The sequence below is a fragment of the Zhongshania aquatica genome (assembly GCF_027257955.1).
GTDB classification, from domain to species: Bacteria; Pseudomonadota; Gammaproteobacteria; order Pseudomonadales; family Spongiibacteraceae; genus Spongiibacter; species Spongiibacter aquatica.
In genome coordinates, this window is the sequence record NZ_JANZNQ010000003.1 from 120,397 (window position 1) to 132,457 (window position 12,061).

At 47.4% G+C, this 12,061-nt stretch carries 15 protein-coding genes and 1 tRNA gene; 4 read left to right on the top strand and 12 right to left on the bottom strand.

All coding sequences use genetic code 11. From position 1 onward, the window contains the following. Positions 1–58: 58 nt before the first annotated feature. Positions 59–829 carry an exodeoxyribonuclease III gene (locus O9X78_RS03895; protein WP_269618304.1) on the bottom strand — a complete coding sequence of 257 codons (771 nt, stop codon included), beginning with the start codon at positions 827–829 and terminating at the stop codon, positions 59–61. Positions 830–1,123: 294 nt separating this feature from the next. On the opposite strand from O9X78_RS03895, the gene O9X78_RS03900 reads away from it, so the two are divergent. The 3 genes from O9X78_RS03900 to O9X78_RS03910 all read left to right on the top strand — a co-directional run bounded on the left by O9X78_RS03900 (position 1,124) and on the right by O9X78_RS03910 (position 3,838). Continuing rightward, positions 1,124–1,603, top strand: a complete 480-nt coding sequence (locus tag O9X78_RS03900) for a nuclear transport factor 2 family protein (protein ID WP_269618305.1) — start codon at positions 1,124–1,126, stop codon at positions 1,601–1,603. 16 nt (positions 1,604–1,619) lie between these two features. Further along, the gene (locus O9X78_RS03905; protein WP_269618306.1) at positions 1,620–3,308 is read left to right on the top strand and encodes a class I adenylate-forming enzyme family protein; all 1,689 of its coding nucleotides are present in this window, start codon (positions 1,620–1,622) and stop codon (positions 3,306–3,308) included. A 113-nt stretch (positions 3,309–3,421) separates the two neighbouring features. Further along, a complete protein-coding gene (locus O9X78_RS03910; RefSeq protein ID WP_269618307.1) occupies positions 3,422–3,838 on the top strand; it encodes a YkvA family protein in 417 nt (138 codons plus the stop codon). 23 nt (positions 3,839–3,861) lie between these two features. Here the strand turns inward: O9X78_RS03910 and bcp are convergent, their stop codons facing one another. The 10 genes from bcp to O9X78_RS03960 all read right to left on the bottom strand — a co-directional run bounded on the left by bcp (position 3,862) and on the right by O9X78_RS03960 (position 10,806). Then, the gene (gene bcp, locus O9X78_RS03915) at positions 3,862–4,359 is read right to left on the bottom strand and encodes a thioredoxin-dependent thiol peroxidase (protein WP_269618308.1); all 498 of its coding nucleotides are present in this window, start codon (positions 4,357–4,359) and stop codon (positions 3,862–3,864) included. A gap of 28 nt (positions 4,360–4,387) precedes the next feature. Continuing rightward, a complete protein-coding gene (locus O9X78_RS03920) occupies positions 4,388–5,848 on the bottom strand; it encodes a DNA recombination protein RmuC (RefSeq protein ID WP_269618309.1) in 1,461 nt (486 codons plus the stop codon). A 183-nt stretch (positions 5,849–6,031) separates the two neighbouring features. After that, complete coding sequence (locus O9X78_RS03925) at positions 6,032–6,964, bottom strand: PhzF family phenazine biosynthesis protein (RefSeq protein WP_269618310.1); 933 nt, start codon at positions 6,962–6,964, stop codon at positions 6,032–6,034. 135 nt (positions 6,965–7,099) lie between these two features. Continuing rightward, positions 7,100–7,675 (bottom strand): NUDIX hydrolase, encoded by a 576-nt coding sequence (locus O9X78_RS03930; protein ID WP_269618311.1) that lies wholly within the window; start codon positions 7,673–7,675, stop codon positions 7,100–7,102. Between the two features lie 22 nt (positions 7,676–7,697). Next, positions 7,698–8,174, bottom strand: coding sequence for a flavin reductase family protein (locus O9X78_RS03935; protein WP_269618312.1), 477 nt, complete (start codon positions 8,172–8,174; stop codon positions 7,698–7,700). Positions 8,175–8,334: 160 nt separating this feature from the next. Next, positions 8,335–8,787, bottom strand: coding sequence for a molybdopterin synthase catalytic subunit MoaE (gene moaE, locus O9X78_RS03940; RefSeq protein ID WP_269618313.1), 453 nt, complete (start codon positions 8,785–8,787; stop codon positions 8,335–8,337). Positions 8,788–8,800: 13 nt separating this feature from the next. Further along, the gene (moaD, locus tag O9X78_RS03945) at positions 8,801–9,052 is read right to left on the bottom strand and encodes a molybdopterin converting factor subunit 1 (RefSeq protein ID WP_269618314.1); all 252 of its coding nucleotides are present in this window, start codon (positions 9,050–9,052) and stop codon (positions 8,801–8,803) included. Further along, the gene (gene moaC / locus O9X78_RS03950; protein WP_269618315.1) at positions 9,049–9,546 is read right to left on the bottom strand and encodes a cyclic pyranopterin monophosphate synthase MoaC; all 498 of its coding nucleotides are present in this window, start codon (positions 9,544–9,546) and stop codon (positions 9,049–9,051) included. The genes moaD and moaC overlap by 4 nt, the downstream gene beginning before the upstream one ends. 29 nt (positions 9,547–9,575) lie before the next feature. Then, a complete protein-coding gene (locus O9X78_RS03955) occupies positions 9,576–10,226 on the bottom strand; it encodes an MBL fold metallo-hydrolase (RefSeq protein WP_269618316.1) in 651 nt (216 codons plus the stop codon). Positions 10,227–10,437: 211 nt separating this feature from the next. Further along, positions 10,438–10,806, bottom strand: coding sequence for a hypothetical protein (locus O9X78_RS03960; RefSeq protein WP_269618317.1), 369 nt, complete (start codon positions 10,804–10,806; stop codon positions 10,438–10,440). 580 nt (positions 10,807–11,386) lie between these two features. Here O9X78_RS03960 and O9X78_RS03965 point away from each other — a divergent pair. Further along, a tRNA-Ser gene (locus O9X78_RS03965) sits at positions 11,387–11,476 on the top strand. A gap of 307 nt (positions 11,477–11,783) precedes the next feature. Here O9X78_RS03965 and O9X78_RS03970 read toward each other — a convergent pair. Next, positions 11,784–11,972: a CopG family transcriptional regulator gene (locus O9X78_RS03970; RefSeq protein ID WP_269618318.1), complete on the bottom strand. Its 189-nt coding sequence runs from the start codon at positions 11,970–11,972 to the stop codon at positions 11,784–11,786. Positions 11,973–12,061: the final 89 nt, after the last annotated feature.

Consider the following 12,061-nt stretch of genomic DNA (forward strand, 5'->3'; position numbering starts at 1 on the left):
CCGCGCATAGCCAGCCACAGCACTAAAATACGCTTGCAATAGTACACAAGCACTTAACTCAAAGCGAGTAATCGTAGTCCATAGTAAAGGGCGCGTGATCAGAAAAGCGCTCTTCCTTATAGACACTGGCACTACGTATTCCCTCAACCAAGCCAGGAGTGATGACGTGATAGTCTAATCGCCACCCCACATTGTTTGCATAGGCTTGGCCACGATTCGACCACCAGGTATAAACCTCGTCCTGGTTTATCTGCCGAAACGCGTCAACAAAGCCCGCCTCACCATACAATTTATCTAGCCACGCTCTTTCATGAGGAAGAAAACCGGAGTTTTTCATATTCCCTTTCCAGTTTTTTAGATCAATCTCTTTATGGCAGATATTCCAGTCAGCGCAAATTACCAGCTCACGTCCAGTGTCCTTTAGCTCAAGAAAATGGGGGTAAATCTTTTCTAGGAAGGCGTCTTTTTTAGCCTGTGCCTCGTCACCACTGGAGCCCGACGGAAGATACATGGAGATGATGCTAATGTTGTCGTAATCTGCGCGAATGTAGCGCCCTTCACTATCAACGGGATCCCAACCTAATGACGTGGTAATGCTATTGGGCGGTTTCTTGCAGTACATTGCCGTACCGCTATAACCCTTCTTTACCGCATCACAGTAGACCGTTGTGTAACCCTCTGGATGATATAGAGCCTCGTCTAACTGGTCGCGCTGAGCCTTAGTTTCCTGAATACACACTACGTCTGCATCCTGCTTTGCCAGCCATTCAAAAAACCCTTTACGACCCGCCGAGCGAATACCGTTGGTATTCGCAGTGATAATACGCATCCAATTACTCCTGATATATAAAACCGCCACACAGCTTAACAAAATTCACCAAATTTAGCTGACTTGAGAACGCCACGCCTTAGCCTTGCTTTCAACGGTGGACTAAAAATACAGACCTAGGTTTAACTATGTGTGCCACGGGTAAGCTTCCCCAGTCTTCATCTGTTCAGATCATGTCGCGGGTCCATCAGTCACTCTAAAATAGCTTAACGTTAATTAATGACGTCACGAGACGGCAAAGCTCCCTCAGTAACGAATTAACATGCCCAATAGAATAACAAAGGATTCAATATCATGAGCCAAGCAGCAATCGACACCCTTCTTGCAATAGAGGCTATCAAAAAGCTGAAGTATACCTACCTTCGCGCCGTCGACACCCATGACTGGGACCTATTAGAGAGTACACTTAGCGCAGATTGCAGCGCCCGATACGACGGCGGAAAATACAGCTTTGACAATCGCGAGCAGCTAATTAGCGGTTTGAAAGGCCATATGGACTCCCCTCAGGTGCTCACAATGCATAACTGCCACCATCCCGAAATAGATATTCACGACACCAAGAGTGCCACGGGTAAATGGTATTTACAGGATCTGGTCTTTAACAAAGAGCAAAACTGGATGCTCTTCGGCACGGCGATTTACACCGACCAATATCGTTTTAGCGATGGCGAATGGCGAATCTGCCACACAGAATATGAGCGCATCATGGAAACTATCAACGCGCCGATACCCGCGAGTCTAAGCTTCACCCATAATATGTTTGAAAAAAACTAAGGTCGCCAAAGTTACTATGAGCAATATTTCAACTCGGCTAAAAGATTGTACCGCACAGCTATGCCAGCCCGGCGCGCCATTCGAAATTATTGACGACAGCGCCAGCGGCTTTCGCCGCTATAAAAACGCACCGACTACGATGCGAGAGTTGGTCGATGCTGGCCGAGCACACGGCGATCAGGAATTTTTGGTATATCAGCAAGAGCGCCTCAGCTTTCGCGAATTCTTTGAAAAAGTAGACGCGCTGGGCAGCCATCTAATTGAGCAAGACGCCCTCGTAAAAGGCGACCGCATCGCCATTGCCATGCGAAATTACCCAGAATGGATGATCGCCTATATCGCTGCTGTTTCTGTCGGCGCCGTGGTCGTACCCTTAAACTCTTGGGGCACTGCCGATGAACTTAGCTATGGCTTAGAGGATTCTGGCGCAAAATATGTGATCTGTGATTCGCAGCGTCTATCATTATTAAATCCACTTTTGCAGAAACAGAATTGCAAAGCGATTGTTGCTCGGGCCGATAGCGTCGACGACATGACCGTTCAGTATCTTGAGCAGATTATTGAAAACAACCTCGGTAAAACACTCCCGGTTGTACCATGTGATACCAATGATATTGCGCAAATTATGTATACCTCTGGCACCACTGGACGTCCAAAAGGCGCAGTATCCACACATAGAAACATTTGCCAAGCTATTTACAGCTTTGAGTTTCACGCTATTTGTTCTGCAATGGCAAACCCCAGCGCCATTGAGAAAATGTTTGCCGGTGGTTTCCCCCCCTGCACATTGCTTAGTGTGCCACTGTTTCACGTATCAGGTTGTTACGCCGCGTTCCTGCTTAATCTACGCGGCGGGCGCAAAACAGTAATGATGTATAAATGGTCTCCGGAAGAGGCGCTAAAATTAATTAGCACCGAAAAAGTCACCATATTCAGCGCCGTCCCCTCGATGGTGATGGACTTACTCCGCCACCCCGATTTTTCGTCTACCGATACTCGCAGCTTGTTTTCCCTGGGCGGCGGTGGCGCAGCCTGCCCGCCCGCGTTTAAAGAGACTATCGAAAACACCTTTGATGATGCCTATATAGGCACCGGCTACGGCATGACAGAAAGCAATGCTATCTGCGCAAGCTGCACAGGCGAAGCCTATTCCTATAAGCCAAAAAGTGCGGGAACCCTATCTCCACTTGTGGAATGGCAGACCCGAGATGAGAACGGCAGCGTGCTGGCCAGCGGTGCGACCGGTGAAGTCTGGTTAAAATCCGTTTGTAATATAGCGCAGTATTGGAACAAGCCAGAGGCGAATAAAAGCAATTTCGATGGCGAATGGATGGCAACAGGGGATATCGGCTATCTTGATGAAGAGAATTTCGTATTTTTGGTAGATCGCGCCAAAGACATGATTATTCGCGGCGGCGAGAACATCTACCCAGCGGAGCTAGAGGCCTGTCTTAGCCTGCATCCTGCCATCGCCGAAGCGGCTATCATCGCCGTGCCAGATGAACGCTTGGGAGAAACCCCAGGGGCTGTGATTCGAATGCGACGGAATGCGCAAATTACTGCTGATGAGGTGAATGACTATCTGCGTGACAAGCTGGCTGCCTTTAAGCTACCTAGCCACGTTTGGATTAGCGAACAAGAAATGCCCCGCAACGCGGCGGGTAAAATTCTTAAATCTGAGCTATTGCGCAAGTTCCTAGGCTAGAACTAACCAATTCCTAGCGCATTTCCGGCTCTATCACCCTGATGAGCCGGCATTTACCCTGTGTGGCTGAGCACGTAGAATCAATCTACCTTTGGTGATTCAGGCTCATATCCATGCAAATTTTTTCTAAAAAACGCGCCCAAAAAGTACTCGACAATGGCGCCTCGGATGTTACTGAATCAGATATTGATGTCGCCCTCAGCAATCGCCAACGGATCATTAACAAAGTTTTGCAGAATGCTTCACTCGCGCCATATATTGGCCAAGTAAAAACCCTCTTCAGTTTGCTTCAAGATTATGTGAAGGGAGACTATCGGGAAATACCCTGGTGGTCATTAGGGTCAGTGGTCACGGCGTTATTGTATATTTTACTTCCACTCGATGCGGTGCCAGACATCATCCCCATTGCGGGTTTTTTAGATGACGCCGTAGTGCTTAAGCTTTGCTTAGACTTGGTCTCTAAAGACCTAGAGAATTACAAACTTAATAAAGTGGCATCGACTCATGATGAGTCAGACGCCACCTCATAAACGCGATGATCTGCGGACGAAACTTATTCCACCAAACCTAATTCGTGAATCAGTTTTAACACGTCATCATGGTGCGTTTTCGTGTTGACCTTCGCCATGATGTGTTTGAGACGGCCGTCTTTACCAATGATAAACGTACTGCGCAAAATGCCGTCAAATTCCTTACCCATAAATTTCTTCGGGCCCCATGCACCGTATTTATCGGCAGTGCTGTGATCCTCATCAGACAGCAGTGTGAAGTTTAAGGGTTCTTCTTCTTTCTTGGGGTTTTCTTCAAATTTCTTCAACTTAGCCACGGTATCTGGGCTGACACCAAGAACGACGGTATCTAATTTATCTAATTCTTTTTTGGTATCTCGAATACCACAGGCTTGTACCGTACAGCCCGGTGTTTTTGCTCTGGGGTAAAAATACAACACGACATTTTTCTTGTCTTTATAGTCTTTCAGGCTAACTTTTTTTCCGTCTTGGTCCAGCAGCGCGAACGCTGGCGCAAGATTTCCAACTTTGGGTAAGGCCATGTAAATTTCTCCTAATCTATTTGTTTACTTATTCACTGTCAGTTACGTCGTAATCCGTCTTGTCGATATCCGCCCTATCGGTGAGCCCCACCGGCAACGTCTTTTTCACTTTGGCACCCAAGGCTTCTAAGCGGCTTACCCTCGACACCAAATTACCTTTACCTAGCGTCATTCTATTGAGGGTTTTCTCGTAGGCGTCGCGGCCTCGATCAAGGTGTTTACCGACGTCTTCTAAAGACTGCAAAACCAGGGCAAATTGATCGTGCAATGCACCAGCCTGCTTCGCTATCTCATCTGCGTTTTGATTCTGCCGCTCATAACGCCAAATACTTTGCACTGTTCTTAGCGTAGCTAGTAGCGTCGTTGGCCCGACTACGATGATATTTTTCTCATACGCATTACGAAACAATTCTGGATCATGTTCAAACGCCGCCATAAAAGCCGCTTCAACGGGAATAAAAATAAAGACAAAATCGAGGGTTCGCAAACCTTCAATATGCTCATAACCCTTGGTACTTAAACCATTGATATGCGCTTTTACAGACTGCGCATGTTCGCGCAGAAATGCCTGGCGTTCAGTTTCATCTTCGCTGCTGCAATAGCGTTCATAGGCAATTAACGACACTTTGGCATCGATCACGATATCTTTATCATCGGGCAGATGGACGATAACGTCTGGCTGACGTCTTCGCCCGCTGTCGTCGGTAAAGCTAACTTGGGTTTCGTATTCGTGACCTTTGCGTAAACCGGACTCTTCCAGTACACGCTCCAAAATAACCTCGCCCCAATTGCCCTGTGCTTTGTTGTCGCCCTTTAAGGCGCGGGTTAAGTTTTGCGCCTCTTTGCTGATACTGCGATTCATTTCCTGAAGATTTTTAAGCTGTTCTTTAAGCTCACCGCGCTCTCGATTCTCGTTGTCATAGATATGATCTACACGACCACGAAATTCTTTTAGCTGTTCACGGAAAGGTTTTAACTGAACGTCAAGAGCATCTCTGCTATGCACCTGAAAGCGTTGACTTTTCTCATCAAAAATACGATTGGCCAGCTGTTCAAATTGCTCAGTGAGTTGCTTCTTGGCGTCACTAAGCAGCGCAATTTGCTCTGCAGTTGCAGTTTGCAAATGGGTGAACGCGCTCTCTTTACGAGCTAAGGCATCGGCAAGTTCATGACTTTTTAGCTCTGCGCTGGCCAAATTTTGCTGCGCCGCCGCTAAGGATTCACCCTGAATGGTTAAACGCTCACGAACAACGGCAAGCTCTCGTTCGCTGGCGACCGCTAGGCTTCGTGCCTCCTCCAGTTGGACAGCTAATTTAGCACCGACTTCAAGCTGATTGTCTAAAGCAGATTGCAAAGCCAGCGCTTTCTCTTCTTGTACACTCTGGTGTGCTCGGTTACTTCGCCCCATTAACAACGCAGATAAAACAGCGCCAAGGCACAATCCGACAAAGGCAATTCCGGAGATCATTAATAAAAGCGGAGTATCCATCAAAAAGTTAAAACCTTAGGTAGAGATAGTGAGTCAGCTGGCGCAAAGCGCAGCACCTAGCTTTTGCTGGTAGCGAACGCGACACAGTATACAGAATACTGCCATGAAAAAGAGCGAGCAATCAGGTGCTTGCTCAGCCATTAAAACGAGCTGGCTGCTGAGCAAGTTTAGATGGGAATTAGCTTAGGCAGCCTGTAAGGACTTGGTGTCGGGCGCCAGAATCGTTCCCTGCGCTACAAGAACCGCGTCACCGCCGATTCTTATTTTAAGAGCCGCAGTCACCTTTTTAACGAACTCAACTTGCAAAATACTTTGGCGACTAGCCTTGTGTCCGCGTTCGAGCCAAAAGGTGTGGGTTCCATCTGCTAATCCGCGGGTATCACACAAACTTGCGGCAAAGGCAGGGATCGCGGCACCCACTGGGGGGCTATCTTCATGGGCGATATATTGGCCAAGGATGCGCAGGTGAAAATCGGTTTGTAAAGATTCAGTTTCACTGCAGTACACCAGTATTTCGTTCACAGCAACAGATGACGCACTACTACGCGACCATGCTTCTAAGTTAAAACGTGCTCGGTAGACTGCATCCATCGAGCGCAACGGAACAATCAAATACGGCGAGTCACAACTGACAAAGAGCGTTTTTGCTTTTAGAGTTTCTATATCATTTGCGCCCAATCCTAGAACCTGCTGCAACTCTTTATTATCGGGAACGTAGCGGTCTATTTGCGGAGTCACAGACATGGATAGCTGGGTTAGTAAACGACCATTCTTTTGTGACAGAACCACGTCAAAAATTTTACGCCCCTGAGCAAAGTGAATGACACAATCGTCATCTGCGACTAACAAGGCTTTACTATGAACCAGAGTTCGCGCCGCGGCCACAACACTATGACTTCCCACCGCGCGTTCACCTGCGGGTGAAAATACTCGTAGTTCTGCTGCCACATCACTGCTGCCAGGAAAAACAAACACCGTTTCAGGGTGATTCATCTCCTTGGCAATTAATGCCATTTGGGTATCGTCTAAACCGTCCGCCTGCGGAAATACTGATATTTGCGCGCCGCTATAGGCAGATTGAGTAAATACGTCAACAGTGTGATAAGCATATTCCATTTATTCTTCCTTATTTCGCAGGTTTTACTTGCCGAAGAATAAAAAGCGTAGGGTGCGGGAGATTTTCTTCAGCGTGCTTAGTATTACCATAGCTCGATTTACAAAAATCACAAAAGATTCTTTTACCTGGTAAAACTAAGCCTCACTATCTGACTTGGGATCCCAACCGACGTGTCGCGCCCAAGTCTTGCTTGGAATACTTACTCTTATGGGATATTCACCGCTTTTACGATCCTGAAAATATTCAATAAGAACATCGGTCACAATCGGGAAAGCCAACTCAGACCAAGGAATTTCATCTTCAGAAAATAATTTACTTTCCAAACTTTCGGGGCCGACGCCAAAGCCACCGTCTAGCTCACCTCGGTAAAATACATAGACCTGATTAATATGGGGAATATCAAATAGGCGATAAAGAGTTTCACCTTTGACTTTCGCGGCGGCCTCTTCACGGGTTTCTCGCAAGGCGCCTTCTAACATGGTCTCGCCGTTTTCCATAAAACCGGCAGGAATAGTCCAATAACCCAACCTAGGCTCAATAGCGCGGCGACACAGTAAGACTTGCTCTCCAGCAATAGGCAAACAGCCCACCACCACGTTGGGGTTTTGGTAGTGGATAATATTGCACTGCGGACATACAAAGCGGAGGCGATCATCTCCTGCAGGAATCTGTTTTACGATCTCAGTGCCACAATTACTACAGTATTTCATCGCCCTCCCTACTCCAGATAACTTATCTTAACTCGCGATATTGGCCCGCGTGAAACACCAATGGTTTAGCACCTGGGCGGTTATCCATCTCGATGACTTTGCCAACCACGATGATATGGTCACCGCCATCATAATGCGCCCAGGTCTCGCATTCAAAACTAGTTAACGCACCGCGTAATACTGGCGCGCCACTTTTACCTAATCGAAAATGATCATCACGCAAATCATGATCACTTTTCTTTGAATAAAGATTAGACATCGCCATCTGATCGCTAGCCAACACATTAACCGTAAACGTCTTGGATTTATTAAATGCGTCTAGACATTCCGAATCATTACGCAAACTCCACAGAACCAGGGCGGGATCTAAGGACACCGAGGCAAATGAATTCACGGTCATGCCAAAGGGCTTGTACCCTGCAGGGTTTGCGGTAATTACACAGACGCCGGTGGAAAATTGGCCAAGGGCATTGCGAAACTCACGGGGATCTAAGCTCATAAAATTTCCTAATTACACTGTTATTATGGCAGTTCAATACGTCGGCCACTTTTTGAATCGCATTGCTGCGTCACAAATAGCGGTGTGAATTGTTTGTGGCGTGGATTATACACACCGTGCGCCCGCAATTTCAGCTCGTAAGCCTACTCCGATCAGACTATTAATCGTCAGAACTCCACCGATCAAGCGCCTGTGTATCTGACGCCCTCGCGTCTACCCATCTCTCTGCGCCATCCGCCCTGCGCTCTTTCTTCCAGAACGGCGCCTCCGACTTCAAAAAATCCATGATGAATTCACAAGCTGCAAAGGCGGCTTGCCGATGCATTGCGCCCACGCCGACAAATACGATTTGCGCTCCTGGTAGTAAAGCACCTACTCGATGTATCACCGTTACCGATAAAAGTGACCAACGCTGTGCTGCTCTATCGATAATACTTTCAATACTGCGCTCAGTCATGCCTGGATAATGCTCTAACTCCATGGCCACAATGTCATCGCCCTCGTTATAGTCACGCATAACCCCAACAAACTGGGTCACCGCCCCGCAACGACTGCTTTTCGCTAGCCCTCGGCACTCTTTACCGACATCAAAGTCTGCTTCCTGAATACTCACTCGCCGCTGCACCTTAACCTCCCGTTACTGGAGGATAAAAAGCAACTTCATCGCCATCAGTAACCAGATCGTCAGCCTTTGCTAATGTTTGGTTAACCGCACATAAGGTATTTTCAGCAAGTAAAACAGTAGCCCAATCAGCACCACCGTCAGAGATTAGCTGTTGTTTTAAATCGCTTACTGTCAGTGCCGATGTTATTTGCACATCCATACATGACACGCCTAACTGCTCCCGATATTTTGCAAAAAACAGTACGGTAATCACGACTTCGTCTCGCTTTCCTCAGCAAACCACTCACCAGAACGACCACCTGACTTTGCCAGTAGTTTTATGTCAGACACAATCATGCCCTTATCTACCGCCTTACACATGTCATAAATGGTAAGTGCAGCCACAGACACTGCCGTTAAAGCTTCCATTTCAACGCCTGTTTGTCCCGCCAACTTGCACCGCGCCTTAATATGTACGGCATTTTTTTCATAATCTAGGGCAAACTCTAGTTTCACGGAAGACAACATCAATGGATGGCACAAGGGAATTAGGTCAGAGCACTTTTTAGCGCCTTGAATACCTGCAATTCTCGCCACTGCGAGCACATCGCCCTTTTTATGACCACCGGACGCGATTAACGCTAGAGTTTCTGGCAACATTGTGACGGTGCCACTCGCCTGCGCTTCGCGCTGAGTAACCGCTTTATCGGTCACGTCCACCATCTGCGCATTACCCTGCTTATCGAAATGGCTTAACTCATTGTTCATACATTATTTCCAGATCTGTTGGTGTTATATCAACCAAAGCGAGTATCAGCAACAAAGGGGTTGGTTTCTCGTTCGTGACCAAAAGTCGACGTGGGTCCATGACCAGGAATAAATGTAACGTCGTCACCGAGGGGCCACAACTTCGTTTGAATAGAGTTTACCAAGGTATCAAAATCGCCCCTGGGAAAGTCTGTGCGCCCAATAGAGCCTTGAAATAACACGTCTCCGACAATCGCTAGTCGAGCGGGCTCATGAAAAAACACCACGTGTCCGGGGGTATGACCTGGGCAAAACTTTACCGCGAGTGTTTGATTGCCAAAACTCACGCTGTCTTCATCTTCCAACCACTGATCTGGCGTGAAGGCGTCAGCGTGTGGAAAGCCCGTCATTTTGCACCAATCGGGTAATTTATCGATCCAGAAAGCATCTTCTTTCTGTGGCCCGATAATTTTTACACCGTATTTTTTGCGCATCACATCGGCAGCAGCACAGTGATCCATGTGACCATGGGTTAGATAAATAACCTCAAGCGTACCGCCTAATTCAGCAATAGCCGCTTCAATATTTTCAATATCTCCACCCGGATCAAAAATCGCCGCTTTACCGGTTTCTTCACAGACCATCACCGAGCAATTCTGCTGATAAGCCGTGACCGGCACTATGGAACATTTAATTGTCATACGTCGTCGCTGTTCTTACCCGAAAACCTCAATGATAAGCAGTCACAGGCGAACTTAACAGCGCGAAGACGGATAACATCAGAGAAAGACGATCAAACATTAAAAAGAAATAAGTAAAAGAAAGGATTACAGCGAGGGAATCGCAGCGACGTTATCGTAAATCTTGTAAATAAAGCGTGACTCGGCGACTAAGGACGCCGAGTGTCTTTTACTATTTGTAGACAACTTGGCCGCGATACATCTGACGCGACTGCTGACGTTCTGAGGAAACCTGCGAATGAGAAGGCAATTCCTTTTCACGAAAAACCTTAGTTCCTCTATAAGTCACTTCCGTGGTGTGACGTTCGGTAATATCTTCCTGTGATGACGTTGTCTTTGCCTCCAACTGAAAGGGGATTCCGCCCAACGCCATAATCTCAACCACTGTTTTTCGAGTAAACGGGTCGCGGCTCCGCTTACCCAAATCACCCAAACTCGTGAGCAAATTGGGATCCGCCAAACGAATTTTGGTCCCAAACTCAGCGAAAATACGAGCACGCAATTGCTGCAGTAGCGCTACCATTTCCGGAGAATACACCATAGGACTCCTTTTCTAACCTGACATATCGATACAGAGCTGCATCGAACACACACGTAATCGCTACGCGGCTAATTTAAAGCAATAAGTGTTCCAAATAACTTTCCCCAACAAGATGAATAACATAGCGCATCGCAACGAAGTTTATCGCACCAACACAGAACAGAAAATTAAGACCGCACCAACATGACGCGCGCGGGTGAAATCTATTTATTTCTCAATTGCCATTATCACGGATATTGGTTAGAGTAGCCGCCCTCAAAACGCGGTAAAAGTTGTGTTGCGATAGATTTGATGAGGTGTCCGAGTGGCTGATTCGGAGGCTTTGCCCGGGAAAGCGCCCAACGGGCGATAACGAGCACGCAGGTGTGCGGACCTGACGCTCGTAAAACCATCTAAAACTGTGCAGATTTAGAATTTGGTGAGGTGTCCGACAAGATTGTGCAACAATCTTGGACGTTGGCGCTTTGCGACGACGGGGCGCAGCCCCGAGCTCCGATAGGAGCGAGTCAATGGCTGAAGGAACGAGCGCTTAACGCTCGCTATTTGGGGAAACCCACTTCTAGCCTAAGACGAAGAATTTGGTGAGGTGTCCGAGTGGCTGAAGGAGCACGCCTGGAAAGTGTGTAATGGGTCAAACTATTCGAGGGTTCGAATCCCTCCCTCACCGCCATTAAGTAAATAACCCGGCCTTTGTGCCGGGTTTTTTATTTAAGCTGTTAGGGTCGGTGAGAACCCTCGCTGGGTTCGATAAATTGCGATCAGCAATTTAAACAAGCCGCGCTTCTCAGCGGCGCAGCCCGCAGGGGCAAATCAGCCCCTAGGATGATTTGATTTATCCCTCCCTCACCGCCATTAAATAAATAACCCGGCCTTTGTGCCGGGTTTTTTATTTGTACTGTTAAGGTCAGCCGAAAACCCTCACAGGGTTCTACAAATGAAGGCTATCGGTTTAATTCAGCCGCGCCAATTATTCCAAGCTAATCGCTCTCCTCACTACTGAAAACTTGAGTTTTCCAATCGGCACCCAATGATTGTTCAATGTAATCACGCATGAACTGGCGAATTTTTTGTGACGGGGTTACGTCTTCCCTATCGCACAGCTGTTCAAACGCTGCTTTCTTTTGAGGGTCAACCAGTACTGTTAACCTGGCAGTACGCTTTTCCATATGATGTCGCTCTTTGTTGGCGAGGTGTTCATGCTAATTTGATTAACACCCAAATGTATTCTGCCGAGCCCTAGACCCAAGGGCTCGAC

Bases quoted from the DNA above. Each gene is read 5' to 3' on its own strand.
- O9X78_RS03895 (WP_269618304.1), bottom strand. From the start codon at position 829: ATGCGTATTATCACTGCGAATACCAACGGTATTCGCTCGGCGGGTCGT.
- O9X78_RS03900 (WP_269618305.1), top strand. From the start codon at position 1,124: ATGAGCCAAGCAGCAATCGACACCCTTCTTGCAATAGAGGCTATCAAA.
- O9X78_RS03905 (WP_269618306.1), top strand. From the start codon at position 1,620: ATGAGCAATATTTCAACTCGGCTAAAAGATTGTACCGCACAGCTATGC.
- O9X78_RS03910 (WP_269618307.1), top strand. From the start codon at position 3,422: ATGCAAATTTTTTCTAAAAAACGCGCCCAAAAAGTACTCGACAATGGC.
- bcp (WP_269618308.1), bottom strand. From the start codon at position 4,359: ATGGCCTTACCCAAAGTTGGAAATCTTGCGCCAGCGTTCGCGCTGCTG.
- O9X78_RS03920 (WP_269618309.1), bottom strand. From the start codon at position 5,848: ATGGATACTCCGCTTTTATTAATGATCTCCGGAATTGCCTTTGTCGGA.
- O9X78_RS03925 (WP_269618310.1), bottom strand. From the start codon at position 6,964: ATGGAATATGCTTATCACACTGTTGACGTATTTACTCAATCTGCCTAT.
- O9X78_RS03930 (WP_269618311.1), bottom strand. From the start codon at position 7,675: ATGAAATACTGTAGTAATTGTGGCACTGAGATCGTAAAACAGATTCCT.
- O9X78_RS03935 (WP_269618312.1), bottom strand. From the start codon at position 8,174: ATGAGCTTAGATCCCCGTGAGTTTCGCAATGCCCTTGGCCAATTTTCC.
- moaC (WP_269618315.1), bottom strand. From the start codon at position 9,546: ATGAACAATGAGTTAAGCCATTTCGATAAGCAGGGTAATGCGCAGATG.
- O9X78_RS03955 (WP_269618316.1), bottom strand. From the start codon at position 10,226: ATGACAATTAAATGTTCCATAGTGCCGGTCACGGCTTATCAGCAGAAT.
- O9X78_RS03960 (WP_269618317.1), bottom strand. From the start codon at position 10,806: ATGGTGTATTCTCCGGAAATGGTAGCGCTACTGCAGCAATTGCGTGCT.
- O9X78_RS03970 (WP_269618318.1), bottom strand. From the start codon at position 11,972: ATGGAAAAGCGTACTGCCAGGTTAACAGTACTGGTTGACCCTCAAAAG.